The organism is Burkholderia sp. Ac-20365, assembly GCF_017104715.1.
Classification (GTDB): Bacteria; Pseudomonadota; Gammaproteobacteria; order Burkholderiales; family Burkholderiaceae; genus Paraburkholderia.
Genome location: NZ_JAAGPI010000034.1, coordinates 1 through 19,197, shown reverse-complemented (window position 1 = coordinate 19,197; position 19,197 = coordinate 1). Strand labels below are relative to the sequence as shown.

The window sequence follows — 19,197 nt, the reverse complement described above, 5'->3', positions numbered from 1 at the left end:
CAGCGTGTGTTATGCACGGGCGTTGTCGACCATGCCGTCGCGACCGTCGGCTTCGACAAGCGATGGATGACGCTCATGCACGTCGCCATAACCGCCGCCGCCGCCCATGAAGACCTTCACGCGATCTCCCTTCATCAGCGTCAGCATCGATTTCGACGCGATGCGCTCGGTCACGCCATTGCGTGTCACTTCGCAGTACCCGCGCTTGCCTTCTTCACCGCCGAAAAGGCCCTGCGGCGCATAGCGATGGCGATCGGCATAGATCGCAAAGCCGACGTCGTCTGCCAGCACCGAATACTCACGGCTGAAGCCCGCGCCGCCGCGATGCTTGCCCATGCCGAACGAATCGGGTTCGAGCGCATAGCGCTCGAGCCTGAAGAAGTCGTATTCCATATCGAGCGCTTCGACGGGCGTGTTCGCGCAGTTGGACAGCGGCGAATCGACGGCATCGCAGCCGTCGCCATGTTCCGACGCGCCATAACCGCCGCCGAAAATCTCCAGATACACGCTGTATTTTTCGTCGCGTTGCAGCGAGAAGCACGCGGCCGTCAACGTGTCGAAGCCCGTGGCGATCACCTTGCCGCGTGCCACGGGCGCCAGTGCCCGCATGATCGCGTTGTAGATGCGGTAGTTTGCTTCGAGACGCGCGCGTACGGGCGAGGGCGGCGCGGGGTTGAGAATGGACCCGTAGGGCGCGGAAATGCTGACGGCCCGCAAGATGCCTTCGTTGAATGGAATGTCGGGCGAAGTCAGAATCGATTTCACGCACGTCACAGCCGCCGACACAGTGCATGAAAACGGCGAGTTCAGATTGCGGCGCACCTGCGGGCTGCTGCCCGCAAAGTCGATATCGATCGCGTCGTGCGTGACGCTGACCTTGACCTTGATCACGAGCGGCTGATCGGTCACGCCGTCGTCATCGATCATGTCTTCGCCGTAGTAGATACCCGGCGGCAAGGTCGCGATCGCGGCGCGGAAGCGCCGTTCCGAGTAATTGACCATCTCGTTCATGACTTCCGTCACCATCCCGACGCCATACTTGTCGCACAGCTGCACGACGCGTACACAGGCGATGGCGTTCGCGGCGAACATCGCGTTCATGTCGCCGATGGTCAGGTCGGGCACGCGGACATTCGCGCGCACCAGCTGTTCGAGCGGTCCGCCGTTCCAGTCACGCGACTGCGACCACCGCGTGGGCGGAAAGCGCAAGCCTTCCTGATAGATGTCGGAGGCGTCTGTGTCGAGTCCGGGTGCGCCGCCGCCAAAGTCGATCTGGTGCGCAACGCTTGCGGAGAAGCCGATCAACTGTCCATCGTAGAAGATCGGACAGAAGATGTAGACATCGGGGAGATGCTGTCCGCCCGCATACGGGTCGTTGGTGATCATGAAATCGTCGGGGCGGATCGTCTCCGCGGGATAGCGGGCGAGGCACTGCTTGAGCGTAATGCCGATCGGCCCGAGCTGAATCGGGATCAGCTCGGCCTGCGCGACGATATCGCCGTGCACGTTGGCAATCGCGGCCGAGCCGTCGCTCGCTTCGCGAAGAATGGTCGAATAGGCGGAGCGGATCAGCTTCGCGCCCATCTCGCGGGCGGCCGCCAGAACGCTCTGGCTGATGATGGCATTGTCGAACGGGCTGACGGTCATGATCATGCCTCCTTCGCGAGAACGAGATTGGATTGGGAATCGACGTGTGCGCGCCAGCCTGCCGGCACGAGCACGGTGGTCGTGTACTCCTCGAGCACAGCGGGACCCGCAACGGAATGGTCAGCCGTGGTAGCGAGATCGGTGACGGACAGGCGCTGGCAAGGGCGCCGCGCGTTGCCGTCATACAGGCCTGTCTCTGTGTCGACGGCGCGCGAGCCCACTGAAACGCTGGTGAGCGCGCTCACCTGTCCGGTCGCGAGCGTGGCGCCCGCACGCAGCGCGACCACTTCGACCGGGCGCCCCGTCTTGTCGCTATGAAAGTACATGCGCTGGTGCGCATCGACGAATCCTGCGATCAGGCTTTCCTTGTCGAGCGCGGCGAGTCCATCGGCATCCAGTTCGAGCGGCACTTCGAACGCCTGGCCGAGATAGCGCATTTCGAGCGTGTAACTGAACGACAAAGGCTGGGTGAAATCCATGCGTCGAAATTGCGCCTGCAAATCATGTTGCAGGGACGCGAACCGCATGCGCAGATCGTCGCACGTGTCGTCGCTCACCTGCACGCGATGGGTCAGGGTTTCGTACTTGATGAAGTCGGATGCCAGCAGACCATAGGCGGACGTCACGCCGGGATTGGGCGGCGTCACGACCGTCGCGATGCCGAGTTCTTCCGCTATCTGCGCGGCCTGCATCGGCCCCGCGCCGCCGAACGGGACGAGCACATAGTCGCGCGGATCGCGTCCGCGTTGCGTCGACACGAGCTGAATGGCGCGCACGATGTTGGCATTGGCGAGCCGCACCGCGTTATAGGCTACGGCCTCGACAGGCAAGCCGAAATGTTCGGCCAGAGACGCGAATGCGCGATGCGCGGCCTCGACGTCGAGTTTCATCTGACCGCCGAGAAAGGCTTCCGGGCGCACCGTGCCGAGCACGACGTGGGCATCGGTGATGGTCGGCTGCGTGCCGCCCCGCCCATAGCAGGCCGGCCCCGGATCGGCGCCGGCGCTCTCGGGGCCGACGCGCAGCATGCCGCCGTCATCGATCCATATCAGGCTTCCGCCACCCGCGCCGACGGACACGATATCGAGCACGGGCGTGCGAACCGGCAGGCCGTCGATTTCGGTTTCGGACGCGAGCGTGGGCTTGCCGTCCTGGACGAGACAGACGTCGGAACTGGTGCCGCCCATGTCGAACGTGATGACGTTCGGATGGCCCGACAGGATGACCTGACGCACCGCACCCACGACACCCGCAGCGGGACCGGAGAACAGCGCGCTGATCGCGTTTTCGCGCATGGATTCGGCGGGCAAACGGCCGCCATTCGATTGCATCACCGAGAAGCGGCCGCGAAATCCCTCGCGCTCCAGCGCGTTCGTGAGGCGGCCCAGATAGCCCGCGATCACGGGCTGCACGAACGCGGAAAGCGTCGCGGTGCTGGCCCGTTCGTACTCACGAAACTCGCACGCCACCTGATGCGAGCACGTCACCACGATGCCCGGCAGCGCCGCACGAATGATGTCGGCGATGCGGCGTTCGTGCGCGGGGTTCCGGTACCCATTGAGCAGGCAGATGGCGACGGCGTCGTAGCGGCCCGCCTTGAGATGCGGCAGAACGTCGGCGCGAAAGCGCGCTTCATCCAGCGATGTCAGCACGCTGCCGTCCGCCAGCACGCGTTCGTGCGCTTCGAAGCATGCGCGCCGTTGCACCGGCGGCACGGGCTTTTTGTAGAAGAGATCGTAGATCTGTTTGCGGTCGTGGCGCTGCAGAAACAGGATGTCGCGAAAGCCTTCCGTCGCGATAAAGGCCACCTTGCCGCCTTTGCGTTCCAGCACGGCATTGGTGGCAACGGTGGAACCGTGCGCGAAATCTTCGATTGCGGCGAAGTTGATCCCCGCGACCCGCAGCGCTTCGAGCACGCCGACATCGGGCGACGCTGGCGTGCTCGGCACCTTGATCACACGGACCTCGCCGTCGCCGTACGCGACGAGGTCCGTGAACGTACCGCCTACTTCGACTCCGACTTTCATGTGCTCTTGTCCTTCGTTCCCTCAGGGAACGGGTTGGTCAGCAGAAAGCGGCAGATCCATGTCCTCAGCCCGGACATCGATTCCACCGTTAAATCGAGTAAAGTAATCGCATATCGATACGTACTAAGCTATATGCGGTTTGACAAAGTCTAGAAGACGAATAATGATCGGTAAACGGGTATGATCAACCGTATATCGATTAATTTGTAACTGAGGAAAAACGTCAGACGGAAGGGGAAATATGGAAAAGGAGAACAGCGTTTCGCCGATGTTCAACCAGTCGGTCGAGAAGGGACTCGCGATCCTCGCGGCCTTCGGTGCGCGCAACCGCCGCATGAGCCTGGCCCAGATCGCGGAGATGGCGGGCATCAGCCGCAGCTCGGCGCAGCGGATTGTCTTCACGTTGGAGTGCCTCGGCTACCTGACGAAAGACCCGCACACGCGCCGCTACGAACTGGCCACGAAGGTGATGGAAATCGGCTGCAACTACGTGGCCGCGAATGCGCTGATCGACAGTGCGAATCCGTTTCTGTCGGCCATGAACAGCACGTGTGACGAAACGGTGTCGTTGACGGAGCCGTGCGGCACTGACATGGTGTACGTGGCGTCGTTCACGAGCCGCAAACCGATCGTGGCCCACATGGCAATTGGAAGCCGCATGCCCATGTATTGCACCTCGGCGGGGCGCGCGTATCTGTCGGGTTTGCCTGAGGACGAAGTGTTGTCGCTGCTGCGCCGCTCCGAGCTGAAGCCGTTGACGGCGGCGACGCTCACCGAGCCCGCGAAGATCTACACGCAGATCGACGAGAGCCGTGCACGCGGCTTTTCGATCAACATCGAAGAATATTACGTAGGCCATATGAACGTCGGCGCGCCGGTGCGCAACAAGGATGGGCGCGCTATCGCGGCGGTTCATGTGGTGGCGCCATGCAGCCGCTGGACTGCCGAAGAAGTGATCGGCAAGCTGGGGCCGATGGTTCGCGAATGCGCGGGGGCGATCACCAATGCGGTTCGGGCGCATTGAAGACATACGTCGCGCAGAAGGCCGCCACGTGATGTGATCGAGGGTCCAGCTTCTGGCGCGAGAAGCTGGACCCATCGCGCGCGATCAGCTCAGCGCAGACTCAGCCTTTGCGCGTCGCATGGCGGCACCGGGCCACAACGCCGCGCCACCGCGTTCATACTGGCCGGGATAGCGGATCTTGTTGAGATCGCCGAGTTCTTCGGCGGCGTGCCACGGCCAGCGAGGATCGTCGATAAACGCGCGGCCCAACGCGACGCAGTCGGCCTGATCGTCGGCCAGAATGGACTCGGCCTGGTGCGGGTCGGTAATCAGGCCCACGGCGCGCGTCATCATGCCGGTGCGCTTCTTCACTTCCGCTGCGAGGTGCACCTGATAGCCCGGCTCGACCGGAATCGAAGCAGGTGCGAGCGCGCCCGACGTCACACATACATACTCGACGCCCAGCGCCTTCAGCGCATTCGTGAAAGTGACGGCTTCGTCGACGTTGATGCCTTCGGGGCGCCAGTCAGTGCCCGTGACGCGGAAGCCCAAAGCGACCTTGCCGGGGATGGTTTCGCGAACCGCCCTGGCGACTTCCAGCGCAAAGCGCATCCGGTTCTCGAGCGTGCCGCCGTATTCATCGTCGCGCTGGTTGGCGATGGGCGAGAGGAACTGATGCAGCAGATAGCCGTGCGCCGCGTGAATTTCGACAACGTCGAAACCGATATGGGCGGCGCGCTGTGCCGCGGCGACAAATCCGTCGCGTACGCGCGCAATGTCGTCCTTCGTCATGGCGCGCGGCGTATGCCAGCCGTCGACGAACGGCAGCGCCGACGGCGCTTCCGTCTGCCATGCATCTTCATTGCCGGACAGCGCGCCGCGTCCTTCCCACGGACGTTGCGCGGAGCCTTTTCTTCCGGCATGACTGAGCTGGATGCCCCAGCGTGTACCCGGCGCACTGACACTGCGAGCCGACGCCATCACGCGCGCGAGCGCGGTCTCGTTGTCGTCGCTGTACAGACCGAGACAGCCATGCGTGATGCGCGCATGTCGTTCGACAGCCGTCGCTTCCAGCATGATCAGCCCAGCCCCCGAGATGGCGAGTTGCATGAGGTTCATGACATGCCAGTCGTTTGCGCAACCGTCGTTTGCGCTGTACTGACACATGGGCGCGACGACAATCCGGTTTTCCAGCTTGACTTCGCCGATCTGCATCGGAGAAAACAGAAGACTCGACATTCGATTTCCTGGTTAAAGCGTATCGCTACTGTGACTAAAAATGGATGTGAGACGGGTGCCCGCGCTAACGGGCTGGGCTCAATGCCGCAGACCACGGGGAAAACGCATCGCTCACGCCGCGTGCCGTGACGCCGTCGAACCGTTCGATGATGCTCGGGCGCGCGAAGTTGATCGGCAAGACGTTGTGATCCACCACGTCGCATTCGCTCATCTGCATGAGACGATCGATCACCTGCTGTGGCAACCGGCGATCCGCGCTGACCTTGTCCGGTCCCGACACGTCGATGCGTGGCCAGTGCGCCGCGTCGCCCACGTCCATACGGAAGTCGTGAACCAGCAGCAGCAACTGCGCGATGGCGGCCATGATCCGGCGTCCGCCCGCCGCGCCGCCTACCACCACAGGCCGGCCGTCGTGCGCGATGATCGCCGGACACATGTTCGACAACGCCTTCTGGCCGCCCGCGATTCTGTTCGACGTACCCGGGCGCGGATCGAACCACATCACGCCGTTGTTCATGACGAAGCCCGTCGAAGGCAGCACGACGCGGCTGCCCATCGACGACAGCAGGGTTGTCGTCAACGCGACCATCGACCCATTTGCATCGCACACGTTGATGTGCGTGGTGCAGCCTTTCTCGGCGTTCGGATCGCCATCTTCATGCAGGCGTTTGCGGTAGGCGGAGCGCAGCGCGTGCGACATGTCGGCATACCACTGCGCGGACGGCGTAGCGCTCTCGTTGCGTGACGAAGCCGTTTGCAACGTGGCGAGTGCATCTGCGAGGGTAGGGCCTGCGTTCAGCCCCGACGAAAGCTGAATGGTCGCGTCTCCCCACTGCACGGGCAGCGCGGTCGACATTTCCACGTCGTAGCCAGCCATCTCTTCACGCCCGATCACGCCGCCCATCTGCTGGATATCGTCGACGATCGTCTTCGCCAGATCGCCGTTATAGAAGTCGCGCCAGCCGGCATGCGCGATACGTTCGAGCGTGTCGGGCAGGCGGCCCAGCGGCAGGAAGCCTGGCGTGCCCTGGTAAGGCGGCACGGGCGGCAGACCATCGCGCAGAAAGATGCGCGATGTCTCGTCGTAACGGCGCATGACCGGCGCGGCCTGCGCGAGCATCAGCGTGGTGAACCAGTCGTTCGCAAGGCCGCGTTTCGCGAGCGCGAGCGCAGGTTGCATCACATCGGCGAGCGGCATCGTGCCCCAGCGTTCGAGCATCATGCCGTAGCCCGCCACGGCTGTCGGCAGACAGAACGACAATGGCCCATGCACATTGGCGTCGTCGCGAACCTGCGGCCAGGGGAACAGATCGGAGCCGGGGCGGCCCGTCAGCGGGAACATGTCGGCGTGCAGCTTGCGCGGTGCGAGCGGGCCGAAATGCACGGAGGTCGCCGCCTTGCGGTCATGGCCGTGATAGAGCGCAAAACCGACGCCGCCCAGGCCCGAGTTCCACGGCTCGACCACGGCGAGCGCAAAGGCCGCGGCAACGGCGGCGTCCACTGCATTGCCGCCCGCTTCGAGAACGGCCACACCGGCAGCGGACGCGTCATACGCCTGCGACACGACCACGCCGCGCGCGGACTCGGCGGCAGGCTTTCTCACGCTCCAGTGATGGACGGGATGAGTCGGCGGTTGCCAGGAAATCATGTCGTTGTCACCTGCAAACAGTTACACGCGATTGAGCGATGAAGAAGCGGCCACGTCACGCGGCGTGCTCCTTCGCGTAGGCCGCGACTTCTGCATGCGTCGCGAACCAGACGTCCTTGCTTTCCATGTAGCGGATCAGCTCTTCGAGAATCCAGATGCGCGAGCGCGCGGTGATGATGTGCGGATGCATCGTCAGCTGGAACAGGCCGCCGTGCTCGTACGCGTGATCGAACTCGCGCCGGAAAATCTCGAAGACATCGGTGGGCGGCGTGTACGGACGCAGCGACTGAAAGCGGTGCATCGAGAAGTAGACTGCATCGTCGCGCACCCATTCGACGGGCAATTCGACGACACCCGTCGGCTCGCCTTCGAGCAGCAATTCGTAGCAGTCTTCGTCGGCCATCAGCGACGAGTCGTAGAGCAGGCCCATTTCCTTTGCGATACGCAAGGTATGCGGGCTGAAGTCCCACGACGGCGTGCGCATGCCAACGGGCCGCACACCCGTTATCTTTTCGAGCGTATCGGACGAGCGCAGCATCAGATCGCGTTCGGCTTCATACGGCAGCACTGAATTCAGCTCGTGAATCCAGCCGTGAATGCCGATCTCATGACCTTCGGCAACGACGCGCCGCTGTTCGTCTTCATGCAGCAACGCGGCGACGGCAGGCACATAGAAACTCGCCTTCACGTCGTGGCGCGCGAGCAGGTCCAACAGGCGCGGCATGCCGACGCGCGCGCCAAATTGTCCCCAGCTCATGCGGCTGATCGACTTGCCGCCGTCGCGCAGTTCATTGGTTTCGTGATCGCTGTCGAACGACAGCGCGACCGCGCAGCGTGCGTCCGCCGGCCAGCGCGCGGGCCTCAGCGCGCGGCCCGCGCGCGTGTGGTTGACCTTCTTGCGCCACGTTTCTTCGGGCCATTGCCAAGGTTCGAGTTGCGTGGAGGTGTCGGGTGAATTCATGTTGAAGTCCTCGTACGGTTGAATGAGCCGGCCGTTGCGCATGCCTGACGCGCTCAACGGCCGCCGTCGACGGAAAGAATCTGTCCGTTGACGAATGCGGACAGCTCGGATGCGAAGAACAGCACGGCGCGCGTGATGTCTTCGGGCGTGCCGAAACGGCGCAACGCGATGCCGTCGAGCAGCGTGCGCTGGCGCGCTTCGCCCATCGCGGCCCATTGCTTTTCGGTGGCCTCGTTGGTGCGCACGAAACCGGGCGCAACCGAGTTCACGCGGATGCCATGCGGTCCGAGTTCATGCGCGAGCTGGCGCGTGAGGCCGAGCACTGCGTGCTTGGCCGAGCAATACGCCTGCACGCCCGTCAGCGACGCCTGCAACGCCGCGCCGGAACTGATGTTGACGATCGAGCCGCGCCCCGCGCGCTTCATCGCGGGTGCAGCGGCACGGCTCAACGAGAACGTCGTGCCGAGATTGATCTCGATCACTCGGTCCCATTGCGCGTCCGTCACTTCGTCGATGGGACGCGGCGCCTGGCACGCGACGCCGCCCGCGTTGTTGACGAGCACGTCGATCGCCTTGCCGCCTTGCGTCTCGACATGCCGGATCCACGCGGCGGCCCGTTCTCGGTCGAGCAGATCGACCACCTGGGTGTCGATGTTCGGCGCCGCGAGTGTGTTCAGCTCGTCGGCGCGGATGTCGCACGCGAATACACGCGCGCCCAGTGCCGCGAATGTCGTTGCGATCACGCGTCCGAAACCGATGGCCGCGCCGCTGACGGCGACGACCTGTCCTTCGAAAGAGATGTTCATGCGTCCAGCAGTTCGTTGAGGTTGTGATCGGAGAGCGCGCGCTCGCCGTCTTCGATTTCGTGGATCGTGCGCACCAGCGCTTCGAGCTTCGTGCACGCGATGCCATGCGTGCGCCCCATGTCCGCGACGGGCGCGATCTGCATGTCCACTTCGGTACGGCGTTTGCGCACGGCGAGATCGCGCCACACACCCGAGTGCGTCTTCGCGTTCGGCCGGTTGAACGCGACCATTGCTGCGACGCTCGCGCGGGCAGCCGCTTCGCTGGCGTCTGTTTCAAATGCAGCCGGTTCGAAGCCGTTGAAGCCACGGGGACGAACGCCTTCCGCGTGTGCGACGCGCAGCACTTCGCCTGCCATGTCGCGCCACAGCGGCAGCAGCTCGGGACGTTCGAGACAATCGGCGATGCCGAGTTGACCCACGGCCTGCGCGAACAGCAGCGAGCCGTACGCGAGCTTGCCCCACAGGAACGAGAAGATCTGATCCGTGAGAATCGCGTCGGGTTCGAACTGTTTGATATCGGCATACAGCGCGCGAATGCGCGGCGTATCCGCGCCGTCGATTTCGCCAATCACAGTTGCACCGCGATTGCCGTAGTGAATCTCACCCGGCTTGATCCAGTCGGCGCCGAAATTGACGAATGCGCCTACCGTGCGCGATTCGCCGACCACCTGCGCGATAACCTTCTCGCACAGGCCGTTCTGCAACGACAGCACGTAGCCGTCTTTCGCAAGATGCGGCAGCAGCGCTTCGCAGGCATCGCGCGTGTGATGCGCCTTGACGGCGAGAAAGATGCGCGACCATTCGCCTTGCACTTCATCGGGCAGCAACGCGGGTGCGCTGATCGTGAACTGATCGACGGGGCCGGTGATCGACAGGCCGCGCGACGGATCGCGAATGGCTTCGACATGCGCCCGGTCGATGTCCACGAAAGTGACGTCATGACCCGCGCGAACCAGATACGCGCCAATCGTTCCGCCGATAGCGCCCGCGCCCCAGATCAGGATGCGTTCATTCATTGAGTACTTGCCTCCACGTTAGCGAAGCCGCTCATGTGCGGTTTCGCGGAAAGTCGCGATGACGATGCCGGATACGATCGCGGCTACCGTCAGATAGAAAGCGGGCGCAATCGGCGAACCTGTCAGGCCGATCAGCCACGTCGAGATGAACGGCGCGAAGCCGCCGAAGATGGCCGTCGACAGGCTGTAGCCAATCGACATCAGGGTGGTGCGGCCGTGCGTCGGGAAGAGTTCGCACAGCGCCGACGGGCCCGCGCCTGAAAATGCCGCGATAAACAGATTGAAGAAGATCTGGATCGACAGAATGGTGCCGAAGCTCGCGCCGCCGAGAATCACGCGGAACAGCAGGTACGAGAACACCAGAAAGCCCACGCAGCAGCCGATCAGGAACGGCTTGCGGCCGATGCGATCCGACAGCGCGCCGAAGAAGGGCGTGGCGGCGACGAGCACGGCCAGCGCAATCGAGTTCGACACGAGTGCCTGCGTGGTGGTGAGGCCCGCGTACTTGCTGAGGAAGGTCGGCATGTAGCTGAGCATCACGTAGTACGACACCGTCCAGATGATCGTAAAGCCGAATGCCTTGCTCATCATGCCGAGCGCGGAACGCGTGCTGGTCTGCTCGATGCGGTCGAGGTTGGCCTGCGTCTGCGTGAAGGCCGGCGTCTCGACGATATTGCGCCGCATGTAGAGGCCGATCGGCAACAGGATGCCGCCGAACAGGAACGGCAGACGCCATGCCCATGCATCGAGTTGCTCGGACGAAAACGATGCGCTCACAACCGTCGCCACGACGCTGCTCGCCAGCGACGACGCTGCAATCGATGCCTGACCCATGCCGCCGTAAAAGCCGCGCTTGCCCGCAGGCGCCGATTCGACGATGAACGACGTTGCGCTGCCCCATTCGCCGCCTGCTGCAAGGCCTTGCACGAGCCGCAGCACCACCAGCAGAACGGGCGCGAGCACGCCTGCCGTCGCGTACGTGGGCAGCAGGCCGATGCCGGCCGTGCCGACCGCCATGCCGAAGATCGTGATGAGCAACGCCGTGCGCCGGCCGCGCACGTCGGCGATACGCCCGATCAGCGCGCCGCCGACGGGCCGCGCGAGAAAGCCGACACCGAAGGCGGCAAAGCTCGCGAGCAGACCGCCGTATTTGTCGCCCTGGAAGAAATTGCGGGCGAGCGTGGCCGCAAGAAATGCATAAACGATGAAGTCGTAGTACTCGAGCACATTGCCGATCATCGCGGCCATGAGCTGCTGGCGCGTCGACGTTTCGGCCGGAGCCCCGGTGACGAACGGCGCGGAAGTCTGCTGGGTATCAGCGTGGGTCATGACGAAGTGTTCCTGTGAGAGGACTGGGCGGGCTGCGACAGCCCGCCGCGCGTGCAAGGCGTGTGTCAGGCGTGCTCTTTGGCCGTCGCGGCATCCGGCGCGACCAGCGAACTGAAGGGCGGCGGCAACTGCTCGATGCAGGTGCGCATCGCGGCCAGAATGGCCTCGCGTTTCGCCGCATAGCGGCTTGCGACACAGCCGACATCGAGTGCGGCAACGGGCGCGCCCGTCGCATCGCAAATGGGCATCGCAATGCCGACGCCATCCAGCACGAACTCTTCTTCGACGATCGCGAAGCCTTGTTCTGCGGCCTGATCGATCCTGGCGTTGACGCCGTCGAGGTCGTACACCGTGAACGGCGTGCGCTGATCGAGCGGCGTGCTGGCGAGGATCTCGTCGCGGCGTTCGCGCGGCAGGCACGCGAGCATCGCGCGGCCCATTGCCGAGCAATAGGCCGGATGCGATTCGCCGAGTTCGAGGTCGTAGCGCACCACGGCTTGCGCAAGCGACTTGGCGACTGTCTTGACGCGGCCATCTTCGGTTAGGACGCTGAGAATCACCGTCTCGCCGACTTCCGTGCAGAGGTCATCCATCGCGGGCTTCGAGAGCGCGATCAGACGCGCCGCGAGATCGCCGTTCCAGCCGAAGCCGCTGCTGCGGAACACCGGGTTCAGCTGGTAGAGATTGCGATCGTCGCGTTCGATGTAGCCGCGCGACAGCAGCGTGCGCAAAAGCCCGAGCGTGCTGCTCTTGGGCATGGCGAACATCGACGAGATGGTGGTGAGTGCGACGCCTTGTTCGGTGGCAGCGAAAAATTCAAGCAGATCAAGGACGCGGGCAGCAGATCGTACAGAGTCGTTCATATATGTGAACACCATTCAAATTCATGAATTCATTGTTGATGTTCAAAAGCCGAGGTGCAAGCAAGGGAAAACCCTGGTGATCATTTTTTCGACGGGTGTGTGGGCGCTGACGACGTGCAACTGGGGCGTGCACTGCGAACCGCGCTGTCGTTCTGCTTGGCAGGACGTTGCGGCGGCGCGTAGCGTGATTTCTCGAGGACCGGACGGTCCGTCGTCAGTCGTGTTTAGACTTTCGCGAGAGACGCGTGAAAGGATAAATTTATTAAGTCGGAGTCCATATCAATGGAGTGATGGCGTGAGGACTTGAGATACCTCAGCCTCATCGATATATGGAATCAGTCGAGAACGTTGATGCAAGTGTTGCGTTCTTTGTTTTTGAACGATAGCGGACGCTAGTCACACTACATCGCGCAATAAAAAAGCCGGCCAGCAAGCGTGCTGTCCGGCTTTTTTCTCCATCACTTCACGTGTACCGCAATCAGAAATCTATCTGCGCAGAAAGCAGTACGGTACGCGGCGCGGCGTTGGTCACGTAGGTGCCCTGCTGTATCCAGTAGCGGCTGCCAAACAGATTCTCGACATTCGCGCGGAACACGACGTCTTTATTCGCGATCCGTGTGCCATAGCGCAAGCCGACGTCGTATCGTGTCCACGCCGGCAGGCGCAAGGCGTTGCTCGAATCGTAGTACTGCGCGCCCGTGTGGATGATCCGGCCGTTGACACTCAGACCCTGCACCCACGGCAGGTCGTAATCCGCGCCGAGATTGAAAGCGAACTTCGGCACACCGCCGGGCGCGTTGCCGTCCTGCGTGCCACCGGCCGTACCCGACACCTTCGGATCGTAGAAGGTAGCGCTTGCCATCATTCGCAGATGGCGGAACACCTCGCCATATGCTGAAAGTTCGAGGCCACGAACGCGTGTCATGCCGTTATAGCCGTAGATGTTCGTCGTCGGATCCGTGACGGCATTCGGCTGCGAGATCTGGAAGACGGAGACCGACGTCAGCACGCGGCCCCAGTCCGCCTTCACGCCTGCTTCGTACTGGTTCGACTTGTACGGCGCGAAGGCCTGTCCCGCGTTCGCGGTGCCGGCCGGCGCGGTGCCGCCATTCGAGAGACCCGACGTGAAGTTGCCGTACACCGAAATATTCGACAGCGGCTTGATCACGATGCCCGCGAGCGGTGTGATCGCCTGCTGGTCGAGCGAGCTTTGCTGCAGCCCGGTGGTCGGATCATAGTTGTCCGAGCCGATCGTCTGATGACGGAAGCCGCCCGTGATCAACAGACGGTCATTGAAGAAGGACATCGTATCGATGACCTGCTGGCTGTTCAGGCGCAACTGCGAACTGCGCTGTGCGTCGCCGCGCGCGACGTCCATCGCCGGAAGAGGCGTCGGGTTATAGAGGCTCGACGGCACAGAAGTGGAGCCGAGCGCGTAGAAATAGCCGATTTCCTGATTCAGGCTCGTGATACCCGTGACCAGCGTGTGCTTGACGCCGAAAGTATCGAAGTGAAAGCGCAGACCTGCATCGACAGTTTTCGTGCGGGTGTACTGGTCGTAATAGCCGTTGTACACATCGAACGTGCCTGCCGACGTCATGTTGGCGGCGTATGGGAAATTCTGTGCCGATGTGCCGTAGTGCTCGCCCGCCGCACCGTACACGGTCACATACTGATTGATGTCGTACTCGACGCGCGTCATGACGGCCGAATCGCGCAGCTTGAGTTTCGAGCCGGGATAGAGATTGCTGTAACCCGACGGCACGGCCGGCACTGATGTGGCCGAACCGAAACCGATCTGCGAGCGGAATTCGTCCGTATTCTCGGAGACGTTATAGGCGTCGAACGACCAGCGCAGCTGCTTGCCGCGATAATCCAGCCCGATCGAGCTGTCGCCCTGCAACTGGTTGCCATGCGCGATGCCCGTCTGCCCGTCCTTGATCTGCCCGTTGAAGCGGATGCCCCACTGGCCTTCATCGCCGAAGCGGCGGCCTACGTCGGCCTCGAGGCCGAACTGTCCCTTCGACTGGTAAAGCGCAGTCAGGCGCGTGAGCGGTTGATCATCAGCGCGCTTCGTCACGATGTTGATCGCGCCGCCGACGCTTCCGCCCGGCCCCATGCCATACATGAGCGAACCCGGGCCTTGCAGGACTTCCACGCGTTCGAGCAGGTTCACGGGCACGCGTGCCGCCGACACCATGCCATACAGCCCGTTCAGCGCAACATCGGTTGCCTGCACATCGAAACCGCGAATCTGGAAGACGTCGCCGAAACCGCCGCTGCTCTGCTCGGTGCGCACCGACGCGTTGTTGACCACGACGTCGCCGATTGTTCGTGCCTGTGTGTCCTGAATCAGCTGCTCGGTGTAGTTGGTGGTGCTGAACGGCTGATCCATCACGTTCGTTGTGCCAAGTACACCAATGCTGCCGCCGCGCGCGATCTGGCCGCCCGCGTAAGGCGCAGGCAATTCGCCGGGCGCCGCCGTGGCTTTGACTACGACGGCGGGCAGTGCAGCCGATTGCTGCTGCCCGGTCGATGTTTCCGGCCCCGCGGTTTGTGTGCCGCTTTCTGTCGTCGATGTGCTTTGCGCGTGAGCGTTCGCCTGCGCCACGGCGATCAGCCCCACGAAAAGACATTCAACTGCCCATGACGTAGCAGTGCGTCGGCTGATTTTTTGCTGCATACCCCGTTGTGACATATGGTCCTGGTTCTTCTCGGAAAGATAGCGTAAGTAATGTATGAATGAGAATCATTATTAATTGTAAATTAGATTTTTAAGTGAAAGCTACAAAAAATATCGTTTTAAACTGGACGGTGTTGCGATTGAACGACGCGAGGCGGGCTATCCTCGCGACGAAAGTTGGTACGCGCCAAGGTATGAGGCGTCATACCGCTACGAAGGAATTACCGGGGTCCGGAAAGAAGTGCCGGACACTAGGAAGGTTGGGGCTCGCTTCGAGCCCCGTCGACCGGTGAGATCCCGCCTGAGTTCGGCCTAAGGTTTCGTCCGCTTGTCTTCTGTACGCGTTTCGAAATCGCTTGCATCGTGACGCTCGTGCAGTTGACTCGCCGGATCGCCATTGACGCGATTGACCATGCGGCCGCGCTTAACGGCAGGTCGCTGGAAGATCTCGTCTGCCCATCGCTGAACGTGCCTGTATTCATGCACCGACAGGAATTCAGCTGCATCGTACAACCATCCCTTTACCAGCCCACCGTACCAGGGCCAGACGGCGATGTCTGCAATCGTGTACTGGTCGCCTGCGAGGAACCGATTCTCCGCAAGTTGCTTGTCCAGTACATCCAGCTGGCGCTTTGTTTCCATCGCAAACCGGTTGATCGGGTATTCCATTTTGCTCGGCGCGTAGGCGTAGAAATGCCCGAAACCGCCGCCCAGATAAGGAGCGCTGCCCATCTGCCAGAACAACCAGGATAGACATTCAGCACGTTGTGCAGCGTCTTGAGGAATGAACGCGCCGAATTTCTCCGCGAGGTACAGGAGGATGGCCCCCGACTCGAAAACGCGTACCGGTTCTGTGCCGCTGCGATCAACGAGCGCCGGGATCTTGGAGTTTGGATTTGCGTCAACGAACCCGCTTCCAAACTGCTCTCCGTCTCCGATTCTGATAAGCCATGCATCGTACTCAGCGCCCACGTGGCCCGCTGCGAGAAGTTCCTCCAGCATGACGGTGACCTTCACGCCATTCGGTGTCGCGAGCGAATACAACTGAAGGGGATGCCGGCCGATGGGCAGTTCCTTCTCGTGCGTAGGCCCAGAAACCGGGCGATTGATACTTGCGAAACGCCCGCCGTTTTCCTTATCCCAGCTCCATACCTTGGGTGGCACGAATTCAGCCAGTTCGCTCATTCCTTCTCTCCATGTCGCAACGATGCATGAAGAGCTTAACAAAGCGACGAAGAACGTGCCGACGGTCTGACCATCTACGCGCATGACGGCATCGATATCGATTGCCAGACACCGCTTGTGCCCCGACGATACCGTTGATATTTGATTGCCGGGCTTCTGCGTCTGATACGACGCACGGCCCGGCTTTTTTATGAGGTCTCACTCGCGTACTGCAACATTACTCGCGTCAGTTGACCTGCAACTGTCCGCCGCGGCCGAGGCCGCCTTTGACATCCTGTGCCTTGTAACTGCGCAGCGCCACGACCATCTTGTTGTACGCGTCGATAAACGCGGCCACGGTCGCCTTACCTTCAGGCGTCTTCGAGAAGCCGCTCAGGCCACCGCCTGCGGTGCCGCCAAGTCCGGACAGCGCGGCGCCGTAGTTGGTTGCAGTCGAATTGCCGACATCGAAAATCGCATTGACTTCGTCTCGCCATACTTCAAATCGTTGATCGTTTGGATAAGTGTCGGTATCGAAATGATAGAGATACGGATTCACTCTTCAGGCTCCCGCGTCGGCTTGATAAAGGGAAAACGTCCCAGCTGGCCGCGGTATTCTACGGTGATTCGAAAGTATGTTCAGGGAGTCTAAATATAGAATATGAATGGTTAAATATCAGGAAATTGTTACGTCGCTATTGTCAAATTCGTTGAATTCGAGTGGCGCTAGTCGGAAATATATTTATGGCTGGGTAAGTTGTGTATAAGACTTTCACAACCCACTCTGTGAATATGCGAAGACGATTCACGCAGCGCTCTCCTTCAAAAGCCACTCACGAAGGTTGCGGAATGCTTTGTCCGACCGGTCACGCATCGCGCACAAGGCGAACGCGGCACCGTTTGGCTGGAAGCCTAGCGGCGCGATCAGTTTTCCTTGTGACAGTTCGCGCTCAACGAGCAACGCAGGAGCAATCGCCACACCGAGTCCGGCAGCAGCCGCTTCGAGCATTAGCGATAAATGGTCGAAGCGGCGGCCTTCGTCGAACATGGCCGGTTCAAGACCGTTCCTCGATGCCCATTCCATCCACGCGTGCGCGCGTGAACTGGTGTGCAGCAACGGTTGGCTGGGTAGATCAGTCGCCATCGCAATGCGATGTGGCCACGACGGCGCACAGACCGGGCCGGCGGTCTCATCAAAAAGGTTTACGACCTCGACATCCGCGGGCCAGTTTCGATCGCTGACGATCAGACAGTCAACCACCTGTCGTCGCAGTTCATCCATAGAAGCACTTGTCTGCAAGCGAACGCGAACACCCGGATAGTTAGCCTCGAACCGGTCGAGTCGAGGAATAAGCCAGTTCGACAAGAAGCTGCCGGGCGCACCGAGCACGATTTCGGAGATCGGTGCTTGCTCCGCGATTTCCGCGCATCGGGTTACCAGCATCGAGAACGTATGATCGACCGCCTGCTTCAGACTTTGTCCTTCTGCCGTTAATCGCACACCCGCCGCATGGCGCACGAATAGTGATTTTCCGAGCCATTGCTCCAACTGGCGCACCTGATGGCTGACCGCGCTGTGGGTGACATGCAGTTCCTGCGCGGCCGCGGAGATACTTAGATGACGGGCGGCTGCGTCAAAGGCGCGAAGTGCATTGAGTGGGGGAAGTCGGCGCATGAGGTGGAGACGTCGATTTAACTCACACCATCGTACACAAATTCCTCGCTACTCTGGATGCCGCCCTGGACGTACAGTGGGGCCTCAGCTCACAGGAGGCTAACTTGGATGACAACGACATTCCCCTCGCGAACAGCAAGGTACGATACGAGACGCTGCTGATAACGAAAGACTACTCGGTCTCTCAAACCACGGTTTCTCCAGGTGGTGAAACGGCATGGCATCACCATACGAACGTGAGAGACCGTTTTGTCGTCGTGCAAGGCGTGCTTACTGTTGAAGTGAAAACAGGAGCGTTGGTCGACAAAATGCACGTCGACGATCATCACGCGGTCGAACCCGGCGTCGTTCACCATGTGAGGAATGAGACCTTTGACGACGTGGTGTATATCAACATCCAGTCCGGGGGAGAACGCGACATCGTGCTCGCATGAGGGTGGGTCAGGGTACGATGAAATTTCACTCGCCGATCAGCCGCCTGCTCAACACGCGGGCAAGGTGACGACGCGTTATTCGAAATATTGGATGGGACCTACCGAGTCGCGGTGGTTCACTTAACTTGGAGCAAGACGACGGAGCAACATCCCTGGCCCGTTACGAATATCTATTCGAACTTGCAAGAATGGGTTGAGAAATGCATACAACCCGAACATGAAGCTTTGAAGGGCTGATACGCGGCTCCCTCCGTAGTGGAGCCGTGGATGCACTCATTCGGTTTCTACGGCTTCTGATTTCGGTCGCTCAGGCGGCGAGTCGCGATGGGAAAAAATATTTTCCAGTTTCGCTTGACGGCGGATGTTCGATGCTTCAGAATTCGCCTCCCTCGTTGCTGAGGACGCGAAAAAGCAAGGCGCTTCCCGCGAATGTTCTTTAAAAATCAACAGCCGATAAGTGTGGGTGCTCGATGGCGGCGCGCGGTGATCTTCGGATTGCCGGAATAGCGAAAGTAATCGAGTCTCACACAGAAGTAATTGAGGAAGGTTTGACTGGGTTGAAAAACTCGGCGCAGATCTTTCGTCAGTGATTTTGAGTGAGCGACCGGTTCTTAACGGAACCGAAAAACAGTAACAGGTTTGAACTGAAGAGTTTGATCCTGGCTCAGATTGAACGCTGGCGGCATGCCTTACACATGCAAG

Annotated in this window: 15 protein-coding genes and 1 pseudogene; 2 read left to right on the top strand and 14 right to left on the bottom strand. The window is 61.3% G+C overall.

The window, feature by feature from the left end; all coding sequences use genetic code 11:
• Nucleotides 1-9: 9 nt before the first annotated feature.
• Together G3O01_RS35685 and G3O01_RS35680 are read right to left on the bottom strand one after the other, a co-directional pair.
• Nucleotides 10-1,647 (bottom strand): hydantoinase B/oxoprolinase family protein, encoded by a 1,638-nt coding sequence (locus G3O01_RS35685; RefSeq protein WP_205811710.1) that lies wholly within the window; start codon nt 1,645-1,647, stop codon nt 10-12.
• Nucleotides 1,648-1,649: 2 nt separating this feature from the next.
• Nucleotides 1,650-3,674 (bottom strand): hydantoinase/oxoprolinase family protein, encoded by a 2,025-nt coding sequence (locus G3O01_RS35680; RefSeq protein ID WP_205811709.1) that lies wholly within the window; start codon nt 3,672-3,674, stop codon nt 1,650-1,652.
• A gap of 241 nt (nt 3,675-3,915) precedes the next feature.
• On the opposite strand from G3O01_RS35680, the gene G3O01_RS35675 reads away from it, so the two are divergent.
• The gene (locus G3O01_RS35675) at nt 3,916-4,698 is read left to right on the top strand and encodes an IclR family transcriptional regulator (protein WP_205811708.1); all 783 of its coding nucleotides are present in this window, start codon (nt 3,916-3,918) and stop codon (nt 4,696-4,698) included.
• Nucleotides 4,699-4,782: 84 nt separating this feature from the next.
• Here G3O01_RS35675 and G3O01_RS35670 read toward each other — a convergent pair whose 3' ends face one another.
• The 11 genes and pseudogenes from G3O01_RS35670 to G3O01_RS35620 all read right to left on the bottom strand — a co-directional run bounded on the left by G3O01_RS35670 (nt 4,783) and on the right by G3O01_RS35620 (nt 18,061).
• On the bottom strand, nt 4,783-5,916 hold the full coding sequence (locus G3O01_RS35670; protein ID WP_205811707.1) for an NADH:flavin oxidoreductase/NADH oxidase: 1,134 nt from the start codon (nt 5,914-5,916) through the stop codon (nt 4,783-4,785).
• 64 nt (nt 5,917-5,980) lie between these two features.
• The gene (locus G3O01_RS35665; protein ID WP_205811706.1) at nt 5,981-7,564 is read right to left on the bottom strand and encodes a gamma-glutamyltransferase; all 1,584 of its coding nucleotides are present in this window, start codon (nt 7,562-7,564) and stop codon (nt 5,981-5,983) included.
• Nucleotides 7,565-7,619: 55 nt separating this feature from the next.
• The gene (locus G3O01_RS35660) at nt 7,620-8,525 is read right to left on the bottom strand and encodes a polysaccharide deacetylase (RefSeq protein ID WP_205811705.1); all 906 of its coding nucleotides are present in this window, start codon (nt 8,523-8,525) and stop codon (nt 7,620-7,622) included.
• A 53-nt stretch (nt 8,526-8,578) separates the two neighbouring features.
• Nucleotides 8,579-9,331, bottom strand: a complete 753-nt coding sequence (locus G3O01_RS35655; RefSeq protein ID WP_205811704.1) for an SDR family NAD(P)-dependent oxidoreductase — start codon at nt 9,329-9,331, stop codon at nt 8,579-8,581.
• A complete protein-coding gene (locus G3O01_RS35650) occupies nt 9,328-10,347 on the bottom strand; it encodes a ketopantoate reductase family protein (RefSeq protein ID WP_205811703.1) in 1,020 nt (339 codons plus the stop codon). Before G3O01_RS35650 ends, G3O01_RS35655 begins: the two co-directional genes overlap by 4 nt.
• Nucleotides 10,348-10,365: 18 nt before the next feature.
• The gene (locus G3O01_RS35645) at nt 10,366-11,676 is read right to left on the bottom strand and encodes an MFS transporter (protein WP_205811702.1); all 1,311 of its coding nucleotides are present in this window, start codon (nt 11,674-11,676) and stop codon (nt 10,366-10,368) included.
• 65 nt (nt 11,677-11,741) lie between these two features.
• The gene (locus G3O01_RS35640) at nt 11,742-12,539 is read right to left on the bottom strand and encodes an IclR family transcriptional regulator (protein WP_205811701.1); all 798 of its coding nucleotides are present in this window, start codon (nt 12,537-12,539) and stop codon (nt 11,742-11,744) included.
• Nucleotides 12,540-13,017: 478 nt separating this feature from the next.
• A complete protein-coding gene (locus tag G3O01_RS35635; protein ID WP_346779246.1) occupies nt 13,018-15,165 on the bottom strand; it encodes a TonB-dependent siderophore receptor in 2,148 nt (715 codons plus the stop codon).
• A 369-nt stretch (nt 15,166-15,534) separates the two neighbouring features.
• Nucleotides 15,535-16,407 carry a glutathione-dependent disulfide-bond oxidoreductase gene (gene yghU, locus G3O01_RS35630; RefSeq protein WP_205811699.1) on the bottom strand — a complete coding sequence of 291 codons (873 nt, stop codon included), beginning with the start codon at nt 16,405-16,407 and terminating at the stop codon, nt 15,535-15,537.
• Nucleotides 16,408-16,633: 226 nt separating this feature from the next.
• Nucleotides 16,634-16,849: pseudogene (locus G3O01_RS35625) on the bottom strand (hypothetical protein); the annotation flags it as partial.
• Nucleotides 16,850-17,191: 342 nt separating this feature from the next.
• Nucleotides 17,192-18,061 carry a LysR substrate-binding domain-containing protein gene (locus G3O01_RS35620; protein ID WP_205811698.1) on the bottom strand — a complete coding sequence of 290 codons (870 nt, stop codon included), beginning with the start codon at nt 18,059-18,061 and terminating at the stop codon, nt 17,192-17,194.
• A gap of 104 nt (nt 18,062-18,165) precedes the next feature.
• Between G3O01_RS35620 and G3O01_RS35615 the strand changes: the two genes are divergently transcribed.
• Nucleotides 18,166-18,495, top strand: a complete 330-nt coding sequence (locus tag G3O01_RS35615; RefSeq protein ID WP_205811697.1) for a cupin domain-containing protein — start codon at nt 18,166-18,168, stop codon at nt 18,493-18,495.
• Nucleotides 18,496-18,768: 273 nt separating this feature from the next.
• Here the strand turns inward: G3O01_RS35615 and G3O01_RS35610 are convergent.
• Nucleotides 18,769-19,197, bottom strand: a 429-nt coding sequence (locus G3O01_RS35610; RefSeq protein WP_205811696.1) for a hypothetical protein, incomplete at its 5' end; no start/stop codon positions are given.